This is a genomic window from Pantoea sp. SJZ147, from assembly GCF_007828605.1.
Taxonomy (GTDB): Bacteria; Pseudomonadota; Gammaproteobacteria; order Enterobacterales; family Enterobacteriaceae; genus Pantoea; species Pantoea allii.
In genome coordinates, this window is sequence record NZ_VIVB01000001.1 from 127,795 (window position 1) to 146,653 (window position 18,859).

Genomic DNA, 18,859 nt, shown 5'->3' on the forward strand with positions numbered 1-18,859 from the left:
CCTGCCCATCATGGAATGGGCAGGGCATCATCCTTGTGCCTTTTATGGCTAATATAGTCTGCTCACCTTGTTTAACGCGCGCGTCAGATAATGAAGCAGTATGCCGACATCGGGAAAATCCGCCAGTGACATCTGCAATACATAAGCAGAAGGGCAACGCCTGAAAACTGAAGCTATCTGGCAGGGCACCAGGACCATCCGCCGCGATAGCTGTTCTGCTGCCTTAACCCGGCGTTGATCCAGGCCTGAACCGCCCAGGGATTCGCTGCCCAGCGTAACGCAATACACCGCCTGTTTCCTTTTTGGCTGCCAGTCAGCCCGACCCGTAATTTCCCCTGTTTATCCCGGCAACATCCCGCCAGCGGGTCATATGGCGCGGTATCGTCGAGGTATTGAGGGTAAGCGCACCATCCTGCCTGTCCTGCTCTGTAGTGGAATACGTTACCCTCAGGGAGAAATGCGTGCGGAGAAAGCGGGGCGATGTTTTCTCTGAAATATCCGCTACAGAGGATATTTTTGCTTTTCGGGTTATTTTGCAGTTAGTCTGATAATATCCTCTGGCGGGGATAAAACTCACTTATTACGGAGCGTGCCACATGATCTACAGCCCCAGGCAGTTGGCGAACCAGGTAAAGCTATTGCGTCAACAAGATGGCTTGACGCAGGCTGAACTGGCGAAGACCGTGGGCCTTAAACAGGCAACCTTGTCCCACTTCGAAAACAACCCGGAGACGACGTCGCTGGCTACCCTGTTCAAAATCTTGCAGGCGCTGAATCTTGCCGTCGTGCTTCAGGGGAATCCACCCGCGTCAGCCTCATCGGAGGATGCCTGGTAATGGCGAAGCTGATTGCCTGGATGAACGGGGCGCGGACGGGCACGCTGACGCTGCATCACAGCGGCGCACTCCGTTTCCAGTATGACGAGGAGTGGCTCAGGCACCCGCTTGCCAGGCCGCTGTCGCTTTCATTGCCCTTGCAGCATGCTGCGATACATTCTGCGAAGGTGGCTTATTTTTTTGAAAACCTTCTCTCACCCAGCACGTTGATTAAAAGCGATATTTACGCTGATCACCCGATAAAATCCTGCGATGTCTTTGCACTGTTGCAAAAAGTGGGACACCAACTGCCCGGCGCGATCACGCTGCTGCCGGTGAAGCAGCAACCCCTTGCGCCGGATAACGCGACCTACCGCGTGGTCAGCGCTGCAGACGAGGCACAGCAGTCTGATATCGACAATGCCTATCTGTGTATGGCCCTTGCCCGCGAGCTAAGGCTCCCGGTAGCGGATGCCAGGCTGTTTCATGAGGATGGCCGCCGGAAATTACGCATCGAAAGCTACGATCGCCGCTGGAGCCGCGACGGAAAACATCTTTATTATCTTCCTGAAGAGGATGTGTGCCAGGCGCTGGGATTACCGGCGTCAAGCCGTTATGAACAGCAGGGTGGACCGGGGCTTCAGGATGTGATGGCCTTGCTGATGGGGTCGAGCTGCGCCATGAAAGACCGTGAGGAGATGATGCGCTATCTGGTTTTTCAGTGGCTGATTGGGGCTACCGGCGGGCACGCCAAACAGATCCGGATACTCATCGCCCGTGGCGGCAGTTTCCGACTGGCCCCCTTTAGCCCGATCCTGTCTGCCTGTCCCGGGCTTTCACAGCGCAGGACAGACAGGCAAGATTTTCAGCTGGCGATGGGCGTGCCCGGCCCTGAGGGGAAACGGCATCACATTGACGCGATCTGGCCAGCGCATTTTGTCGCCAGCGCGGGCAGCGTCGGATTGAGCCAGGTGAAGATGCAGCAGATCCTCACGGCCTTTATTGCGGGCTTACCGGCTGCGATCGTTAAGCTGCGCGACAGCCTGCCTGACGATTACCCTCTGGCGATTGCCGACGCGGTGTTCAGCCATGCGATGATCATGCTGGAAAGGGTACGCCAGCCTGACTGGCTTTGACGGACTGACCGTCAGGGCTTTTCTGCCACATAGTGGAGATAACCGGCCACACCGCCTTTACCGCCATCTTTGGGATGATGATTACCATCTGTCACAGGAACGGAGGCAAAATCGAAAGGAGAAACCCCCGCCAGACAGGCGGCATTCACGCCGTACTGTTCAGGGTTGGAACGGCTCTGGTGAAAGGTGTAAATGCCGCAGACAGAGCAAAAGTAATGAACCGCCTCACCCGTATTAAACCGATACTCGCTTAGCTTATCCTTACCTTTGACCACCTCAAGCCCGGAGACGGGGGCAAATACCACGACCGCACCGCGCATACGACAAAACGAACAGTTACAGCGCCGGGCGGTTTTCAGGCCATCCAGCAGTTCAACGTTGAACGCAACAGCGCCGCAGTGGCACTGACCCGATGTAGCATCAGACATGGCTTGCTCCTTTTTTCATCCTGCAACCTTGCGTCGCGCGACAGGCATGAAGTGCTAGTGGCATCAACAAAACAGGGGGAACCGATAAGGTTATTGTGAAGGGTTAACGTCAAAGACACCAGCATGTCACCCGAAGTGTGCAGCGATTTTCTTTAGCATGACGTGCCCGTCAGGGTGAAAGGCGTCAGCATGCCGATGACTCATGAGCCGCTTGTGCCGTCCCCAAACAGGATGCTCGCCGTGTGTCAGTCCGGCCTGATGGGCAATAACCCACGGCTTCCCGAAGACAAGAAACAGAGACGGCTGCACGGCATTATGGCGCAGCGCTAAAACAGGCGAACTCAGCAGAAAGTGAACGCCAGAGCAACGAAAGGTTTTTTAGCCACGAGAAGAGCAAACCTGTCCCTGGGCCGACGTCGCACAGCCTGCGCTGACCTGTCTGACGCAGTTTCAGCCTGCGAGTTTGAAAAAAGCCTGACGAGGCGCAGCGAAGGATTGTGGGCTGGCAACAGAAGGTTGAACGCGGTGCGCTGGCAGTTAAGGTTCATCACGCAAGCGGAAAAAGCGGCAAAGCCCCTCAGGGACTCTGCCGCAATCCCTTATCAGAACTCTTTTTGCCCACCCAGTTCAATCACCCGATTGGCCGGTATCCTGAACTGTTCATGCGCGCGTAATGCATTACGCTGGAAGAAGTGGAATATCGCCCCTTTAGCATGGGCCAGGCCGCGACGTTTTTTCATTACCAGCGTGTCGTGAGAAGTAAAAAACGACGCTTCATTCAAGGTGCAGCCAAATCCTTCCAGCCCGCAAAGGTGCAACACATCTTTCATTGACGGGCGTTCATGCCAGCCGTACGCGGCGGTAACCTGCCAGAACGAAGGCGACAGCTGGCGCAGCGCGATGCGTTTCTGATTGTGCACGCGGGGCAGATCGACCGTTTTGATGTGCAGTAACACGGTACGCTCGTGCAGCACCCGGTTGTGTTTCAGGTTATGCAGCAGGGCCTGCGGAATTTCATACTCTTTGCGCGTCAGGAAGATGGCTGTTCCCCCCACGCGCATGGGCGGAGAGGCTTCCAGAGAGCTGATTAACGCTTTCAGCCTGACTGGATCGTCGGTGAGACGGCGGATAAGCCGGGAGCGTTCACTGCTCCAGATAAGCATCAGCACCAGCATCGTCATCGCCAGCAGCACCGGCACCCAACCTCCCGACAGCAGCTTCATCAGGTTTGCCGCAAACAGCGGTACATCGATTAACAACATGCAGAGCAGGAAAAACAGCGCAACAGGTAATGGCCACTTCCAGTTTTTAAAGGCAACAATACCGGCCAGGCAGGCCGTCAGCACCATGGTTCCCGTCACCACAATACCGTAAGCAGAAGAGAGCGCCGAAGACTGACGGAAAGCCAGGATTACCACGGTAACAGCCGCAAACAGAAGCCAGTTTACGACCGGAATATAAATCTGCCCCGATTCTGTAGCAGACGTAAATATCACGCGCATCGGCGGCAGAAAGCCCTGGCGGATAGCCTGATGCGTCAGCGTATACACGCCGCTGATAATCGACTGGGCAGCGATAACCGTGGCCAGCGTTGACAGCACAATCAGGGGAATCTGCGCCCAGACCGGGGCCAGGATATAAAACGGATTTTTGACTGCGCTGGGGTCGGCCAGCACCAGCGCACCCTGACCAAAATAGTTCAGCACCAGTGCGGGCAGGGCAATGATCAGCCAGGCGAGGCGGATAGGGGTTTTGCCTAAATGTCCCATATCCGCATACAGGGCTTCAGCCCCGGTAACGGCCAGCACCACCATCCCTAAGGCAGCAAAGGACAGGGCTTCATGATTGAGTAAAAAGGTCAGGGCAAACGCCGGATTAAGCGCATGTAAAACGTGGGGATTCATAATAATGCCGCGTACCCCAAGGACTGCCAGGGTAATAAACCACACCAGCATGATTGGCCCAAAGATGCGGCTGACGCGTTCAGTACCGTGCTTTTGAATCACAAACAGCAACGTCAGGATCACCACGGACAGCGGAACGATATAACGATCCAGGGCCGGGGCCACCACTTCAATCCCCTCAACGGCGGAAAGCACAGAAATAGCGGGAGTAATAATGCCGTCACCGTAAAAAAAGGCCCCGCCCGTCAGGCCAGCAAGGACGATAATGCGACTGAGCCGTGCGCCAACATTTTGTCGGGCCAGCGACATTAACGTCAGTATTCCGCCTTCGCCATCGTGGTCTGCGCGCATGATAAAGATGACGTATTTAACCGTCACAATCAGCGTCAGCCCCCAGAATATCAGGGACAGAAAACCCATCACGGCTTCTTCTGTCACCACCCCAGAGGGAAGAATAGAAAGACACTCTTTTAAGGTATAGAGCGGGCTGGTACCGATATCACCAAATACGATCCCCGCTGCCGCCAACATACCTGCAGGCAGGGACTGCTTTTCAGACTGCGCCATTTAATATCCTGTTTTGCTTCGCGTAATCACCAACGTCCGCCGGGTCATTATCCCGGTCAGAGGTGAGGATGAGATTACGCGGTTTAGCGTGAGTTAGGGAGTAGGTGGTGAAGTTATGAACTACATTTTTACAGGTTTGTGCCTTTTTTTTACGGCATTTTTACACGGTTGTCGATTAACTCATCACTTCTTTTGCGCCCGTGACCGGGTTATTCCGTTACAGCCTAAAACGGCCTGTAAAATAATGATGCACTAAGGCAAATTCCCGACGGCTTCACCACATCAAGGCCGCGCAATGCGCGAGATGAAGCAAGCCAGATAAGTTGCCAAACGGCACTACCGGGCTGACGCAGAACAGCGTCATCCTGACTGACACCCACTGTCTGCATGTAAGCAATATCACAGAAGCAGATAACCGGTTTTTTGGAAGACGTGACACAAAAAATGAAAATATTTTAAAAATAGTCCTTACTAATGATTAATTCGCTCGTCATTTTATGCGGTTAATTTATTTCAAAGATGTTGGCAAAGATATCGCCCTTCTGCACGCCGTCAGGAACGATATTTAACTACCCTTAACCGAACTTTCATGCATTAACGTCACATGCTTTTTTTAAAAAGCGTATTCCGCCATCAACAATGATAAATTCCACTTTGCTCTATCCATTAATCATTTTTATTGTTTTTAGATAAGATCAGGTTGTCAATTTCTTTATCCATTCAACACACTAATACTTTTTATCCCGATTATACCCACTATCTCCGTTATTCCCCGCAATGATCATTGGGCGCATTAATGCTTATTCCCGCTCTGTCGATACCTGAATAGCGAATGTCATTCAGTACGGTGTACAGACTGGCGAACCTATTATTTTGGGAAATTTACATGACTATTACTCAGCGGCTTTTCCTGACGTTTTCATTACTCTCAGCATCAATGATTGCTATGGTTGTGATCGTCATCATGGTATTAGGCGGCTTTCAGTCGCGCTTCCAGTACGTGCAAACCAACACACTGCCCTCGATTGTTGACCTGGATAAAATGGTTAACGGCAGTAACCGACTTAACGTAGCGCTCTATCGGCATCAAAGTGCAAAAGCCCTTGATAAACAGGCTGAATTTGAAAAGGAAATTTCCACGCGTATTGAAGCGCTTAAAGCACTGACTGAATTTTATCTCAAGAACGAAACCACTAACGATCAGGATACGAAGCTCAGTGAAAATGCCTTAGCGCTGATTAAACAAATGGAAGCGCGCCTGCCGGCTTTTCTGACAAATTCGCGGACACATAATGATACCGCCCTGGTGGATTTGCAGGGAAATAGCGGCGTCGGTCAGACTATTCGTGATTTAATTGAAAGTTATCAGAAACAACTCCAGCTCAATGTAGAGGTCGGCGCGGCATTTGAAAAAGAGAATAACCGGGTTTACCGGCAAACACTCTGGTCGTTAATTGCCGGTTCAGTCGCGATTATCCTGTTGCTCGGGGCTTTTTCCATCAGGACGATTCTGGGCATCCGTAAAAACCTTAACGGTATGCGAGCGGCTATGGAACGCGCCAGTGAGCGGCTTGATCTTACGCTGCGTGCCGATGATTCGCGCAAGGATGAAATTGGTCTGACGGCTAAAGCCTTTAATCATCTTATCGGGAATGTCGCGAACTCGCTTTCATCGGTTGAACGGTCGGCCCATTCGGTCAGTTCAGCCTCTTCGCAAATTTCTGCGGGCAATGAAGATCTCTCTTCCCGCACCGAGCAGCAGGCGGCTTCGCTGGAACAAACGGCCGCCAGCATGTCAGAGCTGAGTGAAACCGTCCGTCAGACGGCAGAAAACACCCGACTTGCCAGTCAACTGTCGAAAAACGCCCGTGAAATTTCCGATGACAGCTCCACGAAAGTCCATACGATGCTCGGCACCATGACCGACATTAAACAGAGTTCTGAAAAGATCACCGCCATAATCACCCTGATAGAAGGCGTGGCTTTCCAGACGAATATTCTGGCGCTCAATGCCGCCGTAGAAGCCGCGCGGGCAGGTGAGCAGGGTCGGGGATTCGCGGTCGTAGCCGGGGAAGTTCGCAATCTGGCGCAGCGTTCTTCGGCTTCGGCGCGCGAAATTAAAGAGCTTATCGAATCCTCCATGCGTTATGTGGAAACCGGTGTGAATCAGGCGGAGCAGGTGGGTGAGAACATGGGGCGCATGAATGAGGCGATTCGTCAGGTGACCGATCTTGTGGATGAAATTGCCGTCGCATCTCAGGAGCAGTCACTCGGTATTGGTCAGGTACATCAGGCGGTCAATCAAATGGATGATGTGACACAGCAGAATGCGGCGCTGGTGGAGGAAGCCTCGTCGGCCTCTCGCTCACTGATGGATCAGGCTACGGCCCTGAACGAGCTTGTCGCGGCATTTGTGCTGGCGGAGCATGCGCCGGTTGTCCAGGCCAGTCCTGTCGCCGTTTCTCCGGCCTTTATTCAGGCTCGTGCGGCCTATGCTAAGCAGGAAGATAACTGGCAACGTTTTTAGTGGATGTCGCCCAGGGTGGTCGCGCTGATAGTGACCACCCTGGGGGCGCTATAAGGCTCGAAAGGGGTTTTTTTCACTCGAATATGCCCAGGGTCTGCATCACGTGTCGTATCGCATTTCGATATTATATTTTGCCACTGTAGAGCACCGGACCGGTGGGCTGACCTGTTGGTGAACCGCCCTCCGGTTCAAGGCTAATCGCGATAACCCCGTTTTTTACCGCATCACGTCCCGCGAGTTTAAGCTCGGTAGTGTCCCGCGCGTGGAGCAGTCCCAGAGAAACCGGCTGATGGCCGGCAGGAATCAGCCACAGTTGCAGACTGTTGTTGGCGGCTACCGTCGCGGGCTGCAACGGCGTGACGCGCAATTGTGTCAGCGTCTTGTCTGCACTGACGACCCATTGCCCCTGGTGCTGGGCGTCATTCATCACGGTAAGCGGCGTAAATTCTGGGGCCTTGATGGCCTGATAAGACACCAGCGTCAGGGCGGCAAGGGCGGCGGCAACCATCCAGCCAATATAGGCGCGAGCAGCGCGGGGCCTTTTCCTGGCCGGCAGACTTAACGCAATTTTCTTCCAGACATACGCCGGTGGCACCTGCGGCATGACGTGAAGATCCAGCCCGGACAGCAGGTTTTGCCAGTTGGCGACCTGTTCAGCGAGTCCAGGCTCGGTCTGCAGGCGCTTCTGAAAACGTAATCGCGCGCCACCGCGTAGCGTACCAAGCGCATATTCAGCAGAGAGTGCATCGTCACGTTGGTGTTGTTTATTCATAGTCCGACACACTCCCGAAGGTGCGCCATCGCCCGGCGGATCCAGCTTTTTACCGATCCGACCGGCTGCTGGAGCCAGTGAGCAATATCGCTGTGAGACATGCCCTGATAGTAGGCAAGGGTAATGCTCTGACGCTGCTCACTGCTGAGGTTTCCCAGACAGCGCTGTAAGCGAGCGGCTTGTGCATCATCCTGTCTGTTATGCAGTTCGTCATGTTCAGCAACCAGAAGCGCATCATTATGCGCCTCTTCCGAACTGGCCATACGCGCCTGTCCGCTGCGTAGCCAGTCAATACAGCGATTACGGACAATATGGGTCATCCAGGTCAACGGGGAGCTCAGCTCGGCATTATAGGTTTCCGCCTTGCTCCAGATGGTGATATAGCAATCATGCAGCACCTCCTCTGCCCAGGGGCGGTGCTGCAACATGCGCAACGCGATGGCAAACAGGTGTGGCGATGTCAGCCGGTAAAGGTGTTCAAATGCCCGGCGATCGCCGTCGACGACTGCCTTCATTAGTTTTACCTGCTCCACTGCCTGCACCTTGTCCATAAGCGTCCCGGATGATCTGTTTCCGTTCGAGTATAAATAATTACTTCGGCATTAATACGGTATCAATCACATCTATCACGCCATTTTTTTGGTTGACGTCATAGGTGCTGATATTGGCTACGTTGCCCTGACCGTCTTTCAGCTGGATGTTATGGGGGCCATTATTCATGATCCACAACGGCTGACCGTTAACGGTTTTCAACTCAGCATGACCGCCGCCTTGTTTAATTTTGGCTTCCAGCGCCTTCATATCATACTTACCTGCAACCACGTGATAGGTCAGTACGCTGGTCAGCATGGCCTTATTTTCTGGCTTCAACAGATTGTCCACGGTGCCAGCTGGCAGCTTAGCAAACGCCGCGTTGGTGGGGGCAAACACGGTAAAAGGGCCTTTACCTTCTAAGGTATCAACCAAACCGGCCGCTTTAACCGCCGCCACTAAGGTGGTGTGATCTTTGGAATTGACCGCGTTCTCAACAATATTTTTCTGAGGGAACATAGCCGCGCCGCCCACCATAACAGAATCCGAGGTCATAGCGGCCATGGATGCGGTGGTAAACAGCAATGCACTTGATACAACGGTAACAGCAATTAGCTTTTTCATCGTAAATCCTCATTAGAGCGTGGAGTAAGTGGCTTTCAATGAGATATACGAGAGCGGGATACAAACTGGATGCAGAAAAAAAATAAATTTTTTCAACGTGGCGCGTTGTTATCACACTCAGTCGCAAAGCTTGGCCTTTTCAACCGGCGTTCTCCTGCCCGCATGGGCGCGACAGGTCGGGTGGGGGGCGACAGAAGACCTCCTACCATCCGTTCTTCACGTTCCCGTATTGCATGGCTCAGCGCCAAGGGGGAAGACGCAGTATTGCAGCGGTACGCATGAAACTTTTTTGCTGTCACCAGGCTAAAAGCAATACGGACTTGATGGCCGCGATGTCGCATAAGGGCTTGCTGAGCCGCCGCCAGCGAAAAAAGGGTATTGAACGGACACATACGCTGGGTAAAGACCGGGTAAAGCAGGCCGATCAGGAGCGTCATCAGAAAGCCCTGTACTATCGGCAGATCAAGAAACTGAGTATCTGGGAAACAGCGGATGCAACAAGATATAGCCCCTCCCAGATATGCCGCATTCAGGCACTTACCGGCACTCAGAAGTGAGTGATTTAGGTTAAGTTACGAATGTTGTATGATGCCGGTGGGTATAACCACATATATATTGAGGGATTAATATAGATGACAAGTCAGAACGCGCCAGCCGACAATGCAACGTCCACCCGCCTGAAACTTCGCTCCACGGGGGTCACAGCCTACTGCACCTTTGGACCTGCACTCTATTTTCATCCTGACAGTGAAACCCTAATTGCTGTTGATGCCTGCGATAATGATGCCATTGAACGAGAGCATGGCCGACTGGAAAAGCTGCTGGCAACCCGTATAGATGCCCTGTTACGTATTGACGACCTGACAAAGCAGATGACCAGTCTGGACTGGCATCAGATCGCTGAACGAAACCGCCTCGAATCACAGCTAAAACAGGAATATCAAAAGCTTGACAGTGCCATCGGTGCATTGCGAAACGAGCTTCAGGATCTGACGCCGGCCAGTCAGCTTCCAAAGTCCACACTGCTGGACGATAAGGCGAAAAAAAGCGCCATCGGCATCATGGAGATGATTGAAATCCGGGGAGGTGGATACCGGGGAGGCCGCTACACCTACGTCCGTTCCGATAAAATCTGCAGTCACTGGCGGCGCTATCGCCTGAATGACGGCGAAAAACAGCCGGCAACAAAGAGTTTTATCAAAACCGTCAGCTATACCAGCGAAGATGGCGTCACGCGAACGCGGCAGGAAATTGATACGGATAAGCTGAAATCACAGCTGGCAAAAGTAAAGCCGTTCATGTCCGTCTGGGAGCAAAAGTTGATTGATGACCATGGGGACGTCCTGACGGACTGGGCCAGAGAACTGAACGACAGCCTGAAAAAACATACTGAATCGGAAAGCGGCAACATCGTCTTTGACGGACATGCCCAACTGATGCGCTGGACCTACGGCGCTGGCCTTAAAGGCACCCTGAATCCGTTTGAATATGACATCCGTACCGGCGAGGAAAAACCGCTCGCCACCACCAGCGGTAAACTGAGCGCCTACGCCAGTCTGGCACTGGCCGAAGCGAAAAGCAGCGCAAAAGTCTGCTGGCCTGACCATGCAGGAACCCGTATTTGCTACCCGCTGGACCCGGCCCGCATCCCCGGCGGCGGCATGGGGCTACTCGGCGTTCTGCGCTTTGATTTCGAGCTGGCCCTATCCGGCAGTATCGGGGCCAGTCTGGGTATTGAAGCCGGTATCAGCTTCTCCGGAGACGTGGTGAAAGGCCTCCCCGTCAAAGCGACGCCAACAGGCACCCCCGGACTGTGGCGCAATGTTGATATTTCAAAAGCGGCAGAAGAAGTGAAACCCGGTGCAGAACTGAGCATTTTTGCCGGTGCGGAAGCTGGGGCCAATCTCGCCGGAAAAATGGTCTGGCTCAATCCGGATAAGGAAGGCAAGGGAAGAGAAAAATTCACCTCACTGGCGAAAGTGTCCATTGGCGTGACCGGACAGGCGGGTCTGGGTATGAGCGGCAGCATGGAATTCAGTTGGAAAGACGGAAAGGTCAGAATTCTGGTTAAAGGCGGTGTCTGCTCCGGCCTGGGCGCCAAAGGCTCAGTAGCCCTTGATGTGGATGGAAAGGCTATCATGAAAGAGTTTATGCCCTGCCTCGCCTATATGCTGCGCAATGCCGACTATACACGCCTGATGAGTATCATGGTGGAAGACGATTACCGTTACTTCTGCGCCATCCCTTTACTCGCCGGAATGTACAATCTGAACAGAGTCATTGATGCCGGTGATGAAATCATTGATTCATTAAAAATGGGATGGGAAGATAAAGAAGCCCGTGTAAGACTTATGAAAAAAATACTCAGCAATGATGAGTACCTGAAATACGCCCCGCCTGAAAGCAAAGGTGCAGCCATCGCCTCCCTGATAGAGAGAAATTTTTGGGATGAGGTTGCCAGTCCGGCCAGCCACCAGGGGGAGGCCTGCGAGGCAGGCACCACTTTTGCCAGCCGCAAACGCGCCATTCTCGCCGTCCTGCGCTGGGTGCAGTCAAAGCGTGAGTACGAGAATATCATGCAGCACCTGTCCAAAATCATCGGTGAAAAAGGCGACTGGAAAGCCAACGAGTCCCGCGTTATAGCGTTTCTTGCTCAAGGTGAGCAACCGCGCGAGTACGGATACGATGCCAGCTTCATTCCGTGTGCACAGAAGATCACCATCACTCCCAGCCACTATGCGGAAAATCTGCAAGCCATTTACACTCATTTGCCGGATGCACCCGCCGTTTCACCGGGTCACCCGAACGAATTCATGCTGCCCCTCACGCCTGTGTCACCGTCATTCCTGCACAGCTGCACCACCTACATCACCACCCAACACGGACGATAAACCATGACCGGAGAGACTCTTTCACGCTTAACCGTGACAGCACTGGTACTGGTCGCTATCACCGGCTGCCGCGATGAGCAAAAAATAAAAGCCGACCAGGATGCGCTGGTTCGTACCTCGCTGGATAATCTAGTGACGGTGAAAGGCGGCAGCTTTCAGATGGGGGATTTTGGTCCTCTGGTTGCAGAAAAACTGCCCTATAACTTCGACCAGGACACCTACCTCCACTCGGTTACGCTATCTGACTTCCGTATCGGAAAATACCGTGTTACCTGGGGAGAGTTTAATCACTGGCTCACTATTCAGGGGCGGGATCAGAACGCTATCTATCAGACTATTTCGCAGGGAAAATATTTCAGTAAAGAGGACAAGGCTGCGCTGGGTGAAACATATCCTGCCACAGCTAGTTGGCAGGATGCCCGCGACTACTGTCAGTGGCTCGGACAAGCAAGTAACCGTAGTATAGACCTACCCACTGAGGCTCAGTGGGAGTACGCAGCTCGCAGTAGAGGAAAGTATTTGATTTACGGTAACAGCACTAATCGCTGGTACTACGACAACGACAGAGCCCGTAACTTTACATCTAGCATGCACAAAAAACAGGTCGGATCTTTCCCACCTAATCCTCTTGGCCTCTATGACATGATGGGGAACGGTGCCGACTGGGTAAAAGACTGGTATACGAAAGACTACTACAGCCATTCACCTGAAAACGATCCCCAAGGACCTACATCTGGCGAGAAAAAAGTACGCAGGGGCCTTATTGCCGGCTCTGACTCCTATACGATAACTCGCAGCAGTAAAAAGCCAGATAGTGAGTGGGGTTCGGAGTTCCGCTGCGTGGAGAACAGCCCGTTAAAGTGATTAAGTTATTTCCTGCTCGCGACGTGCAGCCCGGCGAAAAACGACGAATTTGGCATAAAAAAATCCTGAGATGTGTGTGTTAACCATAGAGCGCTTAGGCTGAGTACTTACAATATCAGCGTGGTTAAAATTGGGTCTTAACGTACAATATTTTCCGTTTCCCAAACGGAGCCCTGGATACCGGAAGACTTCCGTCACTGGCACGGGGCGACTGCCAACACCGCTATGACACATATTGCGATTGCCGAATCCCTTAACGGCAGTCCGGTGACCTGGCTTGAGAAAGTCACAGAGGCAGAATTTTTATCCTGAGCCACCGCTGGCGGCAGGGGGATGAGAGAAAACCTACCCGGCTTCCCACTGCGGCGAGCTGAAGGTTTTTTTCATTAATTCGATAAAGCCCTGGGTGCGGGGAAGCCGTTTTTTCTCCTGCAGGCTGGTCAGGGCGACGATATCCGCCGCCGGCAGGGTGAACGCGGGCAGCAGGGGGATAAGCAACCCCTGACGAATCTCACTGCGGATATCCCAGGCCGAACGCACCATGATCCCTTTCCCGCCCAGCGCCCATTTTTTAATGATGCGGCCATCGTTGCTGGCCAGGCGCGGCGTAATTCTGACGATGGTTTCGTCACCGTTATGGGTAAATATCCAGCGCGTGACATCCTCGGCATTCTCCCTGATCACCAGACAGTGATGGCGATGAAGCGCATCAGGATGTGTCGGTGTGCCATAGTGTTGCAGGTAAGCGGGCGAGGCGCAGAGAATACGCGGATTGGCGGCGAGCCACGTGCTGTAAAGCGTTGAGTCACGCAGATGACCAATATAGATCACCACATCCCACTTATCGGCCTGCATCCAGTCGGGGTTATCGGAGAGCGTCAGATCGATACTGAGATCCTCGTGGCTGTCCGCGTAATCGGCCAGCAAGGGCGCAATATATTCAGAGCCAAAGCCCAGCGGGGCCAGCACTCTCAGCGTACCGCTGATACGGTTTCGCGTCTGGTCAATCACGTCCTGCAACTGGTCTATCTCATGCAAAATCACGCGCGCCCGCTCAAGCAAGGCTTCGCCTTCATCGGTCAGGATGATGCGTTTTGCCGGGCGCAGAATCAGCTTAACCCCAATTTTATTTTCAATGCTTTGCAGACGCTGCGTCACCGAGGGCGGGGTGATGTCCAGATAGCGTGCGGCAGCGGCAAGGGTTTGATGTGAGGCGATGACCTGAAAAAAACGTAAATCTTCACTGTTGATCATTAGGTTCAAACCTAATCATTAATTGGGCATGACCGCATTTTAAACAGATTTAAACGATGAGAGCATCAACTAAACCTCTACAGGAATGCCGACGATGCTCAATCATTTAACCCTGACGACACCTTATCTCCTGTTAGATAAAGTTAAGTTCGAACGCAATATCAATCGGTTATACCAGCGGATTGAAGGACAGCACTGTCAGATTCGCCCGCATCTCAAAACACTTCGTACCCTCCAGGCGGCCCCCTGTTTGCTGCAGGATCTGTCTTCGCCTGCCACCGTTTCTACCCTGGCCGAAGCCGAGGCCTTTACCGCCGCCGGCTATAGCAATGTGCTTTACGCGGTGGGCATTGCGCCCGGTAAGTTACCCCGCGTTGCCGCCCTGCGCCGCAACGGGAAACAGGTGCATGTGTTGCTGGACAGCATGGCGCAGGCGCAGGCCGTCAGCGACTACGGCTTACAACATCAGGTGATCTTTTCTGTATTTATCGAGATTGACTGCGACGGCCATCGCGGGGGAATTCAACCTGCTGACGCGGCGCTGACGGCAATTGCCCGTCATTTGCACCAGGCCGGGATGGTGGTGGAAGGTGTGATGACGCACGCCGGTGAGTCTTACCACTGCCGGTCGCAGGAGGAGATTATCCTTGCCGCACAGGAAGAGTGTCAGGCTGCTGTCACGGCAGCAAATCATATTCGTGCCGCCGGGATTACGTGCCCGGTGGTCAGCGTAGGCTCCACACCGACGGCGCATGCGGCCCATGACCTGCAGGGCGTGACCGAAGTCAGAGCCGGGGTATTTTCCACCTTTGATCTGTTTATGCACAACCTGGGCGTTTGCACCCGCGACGATATCGCGCTTTCCGTCGTCACCACGGTGATCGGGCACAATCACGACAAAGGCTGGATCTTCGTCGATGCAGGCTGGATGGCCATGTCACGCGATCGCGGCACCGCCGCTCAGCACACCGATTACGGATATGGGCTGGTGTGCGACGACGAAGGTTGCCCGTTGGGGCTGCTCCTGACGACCACGAATCAGGAACACGGGATTATTGCGCTGCCACATTACGGTGATTATTCGACGGCAGATTTCCCGCTCGGCACCGTGCTGCGCGTGCTGCCCAATCATGCCTGTGCGACCGCCGCGATGCATACGCATTACCAGGTGATCGACACCCGGAACGGCGAACATGAAGTCTGGCAACGGGTTGTCGGCTGGTAGCCGGGCGTTTTTTCATTCATTGTGCGAGGACATCATGTCAGATTTTGATCCAGATAAGGTCCGTCTTTCTACCGGCCACTTTATCAACGGCCAGTTCGTTTCTGCATCCGGTCGCACGCTGGGCATCAAACGTCCCTCTGATGGTCAGCATTATGCCGACATCAACGAGGCGGACGCCGCTACAGTGGCTGATGCGGTGACTATTGCGGATGAAAAGCGCATCAGCAGCGGCTGGTCAAGCTGTTCACCACGGGAACGGGGGGCGGCGATTTCCCGCTGGGCAGATTTAATCGACGGCGACAAAGATTACCTGGCGCAACTCGAAGCGGTCGGTTCCACGCGTCCGATCACGGACACCCGCAATATTGAAGTTCCGTTTACTGCGGCGGCCCTGCGCTTCTATGCAGAATGCGCAGATAAATACAGTGGCGATGTTTTTCCCACCCAGAGCAGCAGCCTGGGAATGCTGGTGCCGGAACCCTATGGGGTGATCGGTGCGATTACGCCGTGGAATTTCCCGCTGTCGATGGCCTCATGGAAGTGCGGGCCGGCCCTGGCGGCAGGCAATGCGGTGGTGCTGAAACCTTCTGAGCTGACGCCGTTTTCTACCGCGCGCCTGGCTGAACTGGCGGTGCAGGCGGGCATTCCGGCAGGCGTGCTCAACGTGATTCAGGGCGGCGGGCAGGTCACGGGCAATGCGCTGGTCACGCATCCGCAGGTAAGAAAAGTGTCTTTTACGGGGTCCACTGCGACCGGCGCAGCAATCATGAGCCAGGCCGCGCTGCACGGCACCAAACCGGTGACGCTGGAGCTGGGTGGAAAAAGTCCCCAACTGGTGTTTGATGATGCAGGCGATGCCAACGAGATAGCCGAGCGTCTGTTTCTGGGCTTCACAGTGAATGCTGGCCAGGCCTGCGTCTCAGGCACGCGCCTGATCATCCAGAAAGGCATAGCAGAAGCGGTCATCGAAAAGCTGATTGCCTTGTGCAAGAAACCTGTGCCCGGTATGACCTGGCAGGCTTCCACCCGTTACTGCCCGCTTATCGAACAGCGTCAGGGCGAAAAAGTGGCGGCGATTATCGCGCAGTCCGTCGCGCAGGGTGCGAACATTCTGGCGGGCGGTCAACGCTACGAAAACACCGCGCAGGGCTGGTTCTGGCAACCGACGCTGTTATCCGGTGTCAGTCAGGATAACGTCGCGAATCAGCAGGAGATCTTCGGACCGGTGCTGACCATTCAGACGTTTAGCGATGAAGAAGAGGCCCTTGCACTGGCGCAGCACAATGTCTTTGGCCTGTGTGCTGGCGTGCATACTCTGAACATGCCGCGTGCAATGCGGCTGATGAAAGCGCTGGATAGCGGCACGGTCTGGATCAATCGTTATCGTCGGACCTGGGACTTTATCATCCCGACCGGGGGCTTCCAGGGGTCCGGTTTTGGCAAGGATCTTGGCAGGCAGGCCTTTGAGTCCTGCCAGCGCTACAAAAGTGTATTAATCGATTTTTAATCAGCTAACACCTTCGCTGGAGAGCACAGACTATGCCCGCACCGCTCAGACTTGTTCAGGACAGTATCCATTTCCCCGATTCGGTGGATGTGGTGATTATCGGTGCAGGAATTGCAGGGGCAGCCACCTGTTGGGAACTGACGCAAAAAGGCTATCGGGTTGCCGTGATCGAAAAGGGCCTGGTCGGGGCAGAGCAGTCAAGCCGTAACTGGGGCTGGTGCCGTCAGCTTAACCGCGATGAGCGGGAAATTCCGCTCATTATGCATGCCCTGCAACGCTGGCATGCGCTGAGTGACGAAATTGGCATGGACGTGGGGTTTCGTGCCAGCGGGCTGGTCTATGCCACGCGGACGGAAAAAGATATCCGCAACTGGGATAACTGGGGAAAAATGGCGAAGCAGTACGGTATTCGCAGTCGGATGCTCAGTGCCGCCGAGGCCAAAGCCATGACGCCGGGCAGTACCACTGCCTGGAATGGCGGGGTACATTCACCTGATGATGGTCACGCCGATCCAGCGTTAGCCGCGCCGGGGTTGATGGAAGCCGCCGTGAAAAAGGGCGCACTCCTGTTTCAGCGCTGTGCGGTGCGCGGTCTGGATATTTCGGCAGGGCGCGTCAGTGGGGTGATCACAGAACGCGGGCTGATAAAAACCGCCAGCGTAGTGTGCGCCGCCGGTGCCTGGACATCGCTGTTTTGTCGGCGTCACGGCATCGATCTACCGGCTGGTAACGTGATTGGCAGTGCGTTTCGTACCTGTCCCGTAGAGCAACTCATCACCATGCCTTTTTACACGGATGCTTTTGCCTGTCGTCCACGACTGGACGGCGGATATACCATTGCGCTGTCGGGAACCGGACGACTGGAACCGGGCTTTCAGGGATTACGCTATGCCCGCGAGTTTTTCCCGTTATATAAAGCTCGCCGCTTAAATCTTCAAACCAAAATCCGGCTGGCGTCCTTCTTAACGGGGCCAGAGTCGCGGGCGAGCTGGCCCATGGAGGGCATTTCACCCTTCGAGAAAACCCGTGTACTGGACCCGCAGGTCTCTGACGGCGTCGTCGAAAAGGGGCTGGCGGCCATCGGCAACGAGTTTCCGGCGCTGGCGTCGCTTCGTGTCAGCCAGGCCTGGGGCGGCGTGATTGACTGTATGCCAGACGACATTCCGGTCATCTCAACCGTGCCGCAGCTTCCGGGACTTATCCTCTCGTCCGGCTACAGCGGTCATGGATTTGGCATTGGCCCCGGTGCGGGACGTTTGACGGCGGACCTGGTGACCGGAGACGCACCGATTGTCGATCCTGCCGCGTTCCGCTATTCCCGTTTCCGTGACGGGAGCAGCATGAAAAAGCCGGGCATGATGTAAGGAGTAAAGATGCAACCAGTGATACACGCGCGCGATATCCACGACAAACCGCATCCGGGCCACTATTCACATTATGCTCTGGCGTCGGGGATGATGTTTATCTCCGGCCTGTTGCCGGTTACGTCAGCGGGCGAAATGCTCAGCACCGCGTCGTTTGCCGAACAGGCTTTGCAGGTAATGGCTAACCTGGAGGCCTGCCTGCAGCAGGAAAGCCTGGACAAGCATCATCTGGTAATGGTGAGAGTCTATCTGGTCGATGTCGAACGTTGGGCGGAATTTAATGCGTTGTATGCACAATGGCTTGGCGCGTGGAAACCCGCCAGAGCCATCGTGCCCGTTCCTGAACTTCACTACGGTGTGTTACTGGAGGTCGAAGCAACCGCGGCGACAGGCCGATAACGGGTTCGTGCTGAACCTTAACGGCACCCGCTGTTTGCAGGCGGGAAATAA

At 54.3% G+C, this 18,859-nt stretch carries 16 protein-coding genes and 2 pseudogenes; 12 read left to right on the top strand and 6 right to left on the bottom strand.

Annotated elements, in window-relative coordinates:
- The first annotated feature begins 596 nt into the window (after positions 1–596).
- Both hipB and FBY13_RS00590 read left to right on the top strand, forming a co-directional pair.
- Positions 597–836, top strand: a complete 240-nt coding sequence (gene hipB / locus FBY13_RS00585) for a type II toxin-antitoxin system antitoxin HipB (protein WP_063879673.1) — start codon at positions 597–599, stop codon at positions 834–836.
- Complete coding sequence (locus FBY13_RS00590) at positions 836–1,951, top strand: HipA domain-containing protein (protein WP_145393200.1); 1,116 nt, start codon at positions 836–838, stop codon at positions 1,949–1,951. The genes hipB and FBY13_RS00590 overlap by 1 nt, the downstream gene beginning before the upstream one ends.
- Positions 1,952–1,962: 11 nt before the next feature.
- On the opposite strand, the gene FBY13_RS00595 is transcribed toward FBY13_RS00590, so the two are convergent.
- Positions 1,963–2,379 (bottom strand): GFA family protein, encoded by a 417-nt coding sequence (locus tag FBY13_RS00595; protein WP_063879671.1) that lies wholly within the window; start codon positions 2,377–2,379, stop codon positions 1,963–1,965.
- A gap of 189 nt (positions 2,380–2,568) precedes the next feature.
- On the opposite strand from FBY13_RS00595, the gene FBY13_RS23355 reads away from it, so the two are divergent.
- Positions 2,569–2,709, top strand: a complete 141-nt coding sequence (locus FBY13_RS23355) for a hypothetical protein (protein WP_186440773.1) — start codon at positions 2,569–2,571, stop codon at positions 2,707–2,709.
- A 272-nt stretch (positions 2,710–2,981) separates the two neighbouring features.
- On the opposite strand, the gene kup is transcribed toward FBY13_RS23355, so the two are convergent.
- Positions 2,982–4,850: a low affinity potassium transporter Kup gene (gene kup, locus FBY13_RS00600; RefSeq protein WP_145393201.1), complete on the bottom strand. Its 1,869-nt coding sequence runs from the start codon at positions 4,848–4,850 to the stop codon at positions 2,982–2,984.
- 886 nt (positions 4,851–5,736) lie between these two features.
- Here kup and FBY13_RS00605 point away from each other — a divergent pair.
- Positions 5,737–7,377: a methyl-accepting chemotaxis protein gene (locus tag FBY13_RS00605; RefSeq protein ID WP_145393202.1), complete on the top strand. Its 1,641-nt coding sequence runs from the start codon at positions 5,737–5,739 to the stop codon at positions 7,375–7,377.
- Between the two features lie 124 nt (positions 7,378–7,501).
- Here the strand turns inward: FBY13_RS00605 and FBY13_RS00610 are convergent, their stop codons facing one another.
- Genes FBY13_RS00610 through FBY13_RS00620 form a run of 3 tightly spaced genes read right to left on the bottom strand, consistent with a single transcriptional unit; the run spans position 7,502 to position 9,304 of the window.
- Positions 7,502–8,149 carry an anti-sigma factor domain-containing protein gene (locus FBY13_RS00610; protein WP_063879669.1) on the bottom strand — a complete coding sequence of 216 codons (648 nt, stop codon included), beginning with the start codon at positions 8,147–8,149 and terminating at the stop codon, positions 7,502–7,504.
- Complete coding sequence (locus FBY13_RS00615; RefSeq protein ID WP_063879668.1) at positions 8,146–8,700, bottom strand: RNA polymerase sigma factor; 555 nt, start codon at positions 8,698–8,700, stop codon at positions 8,146–8,148. Before FBY13_RS00615 ends, FBY13_RS00610 begins: the two co-directional genes overlap by 4 nt.
- 40 nt (positions 8,701–8,740) lie before the next feature.
- A complete protein-coding gene (locus FBY13_RS00620) occupies positions 8,741–9,304 on the bottom strand; it encodes a fasciclin domain-containing protein (protein WP_063879667.1) in 564 nt (187 codons plus the stop codon).
- Positions 9,305–9,621: 317 nt separating this feature from the next.
- Here FBY13_RS00620 and FBY13_RS00625 point away from each other — a divergent pair.
- From FBY13_RS00625 to FBY13_RS23610, 4 genes and pseudogenes are all read left to right on the top strand, one after another.
- Positions 9,622–9,861: pseudogene (locus tag FBY13_RS00625) on the top strand (resolvase); the annotation flags it as partial.
- A 75-nt stretch (positions 9,862–9,936) separates the two neighbouring features.
- Positions 9,937–12,195 carry a hypothetical protein gene (locus FBY13_RS00630; protein WP_145393203.1) on the top strand — a complete coding sequence of 753 codons (2,259 nt, stop codon included), beginning with the start codon at positions 9,937–9,939 and terminating at the stop codon, positions 12,193–12,195.
- Between the two features lie 3 nt (positions 12,196–12,198).
- Positions 12,199–13,059: an SUMF1/EgtB/PvdO family nonheme iron enzyme gene (locus FBY13_RS00635; RefSeq protein ID WP_145393204.1), complete on the top strand. Its 861-nt coding sequence runs from the start codon at positions 12,199–12,201 to the stop codon at positions 13,057–13,059.
- A 174-nt stretch (positions 13,060–13,233) separates the two neighbouring features.
- Positions 13,234–13,371: pseudogene (locus FBY13_RS23610) on the top strand (cupin domain-containing protein); the annotation flags it as partial.
- Positions 13,372–13,404: 33 nt separating this feature from the next.
- Here FBY13_RS23610 and FBY13_RS00645 read toward each other — a convergent pair.
- Positions 13,405–14,313 carry a LysR family transcriptional regulator gene (locus FBY13_RS00645; protein ID WP_063879665.1) on the bottom strand — a complete coding sequence of 303 codons (909 nt, stop codon included), beginning with the start codon at positions 14,311–14,313 and terminating at the stop codon, positions 13,405–13,407.
- A gap of 94 nt (positions 14,314–14,407) precedes the next feature.
- Here FBY13_RS00645 and FBY13_RS00650 point away from each other — a divergent pair, with 94 nt between their 5' ends.
- The 4 genes from FBY13_RS00650 to FBY13_RS00665 are packed head-to-tail and all read left to right on the top strand — an operon-like array spanning position 14,408 to position 18,808.
- A complete protein-coding gene (locus tag FBY13_RS00650; RefSeq protein WP_145393205.1) occupies positions 14,408–15,538 on the top strand; it encodes an alanine racemase in 1,131 nt (376 codons plus the stop codon).
- Positions 15,539–15,572: 34 nt separating this feature from the next.
- On the top strand, positions 15,573–17,045 hold the full coding sequence (locus FBY13_RS00655) for an aldehyde dehydrogenase (protein ID WP_145393206.1): 1,473 nt from the start codon (positions 15,573–15,575) through the stop codon (positions 17,043–17,045).
- Positions 17,046–17,077: 32 nt separating this feature from the next.
- Positions 17,078–18,409, top strand: coding sequence for an FAD-binding oxidoreductase (locus tag FBY13_RS00660; RefSeq protein WP_145393207.1), 1,332 nt, complete (start codon positions 17,078–17,080; stop codon positions 18,407–18,409).
- A 9-nt stretch (positions 18,410–18,418) separates the two neighbouring features.
- Entirely contained in the window at positions 18,419–18,808 is a 390-nt protein-coding gene (locus FBY13_RS00665) for a RidA family protein (RefSeq protein WP_145393208.1), read from the top strand.
- Positions 18,809–18,859: the final 51 nt, after the last annotated feature.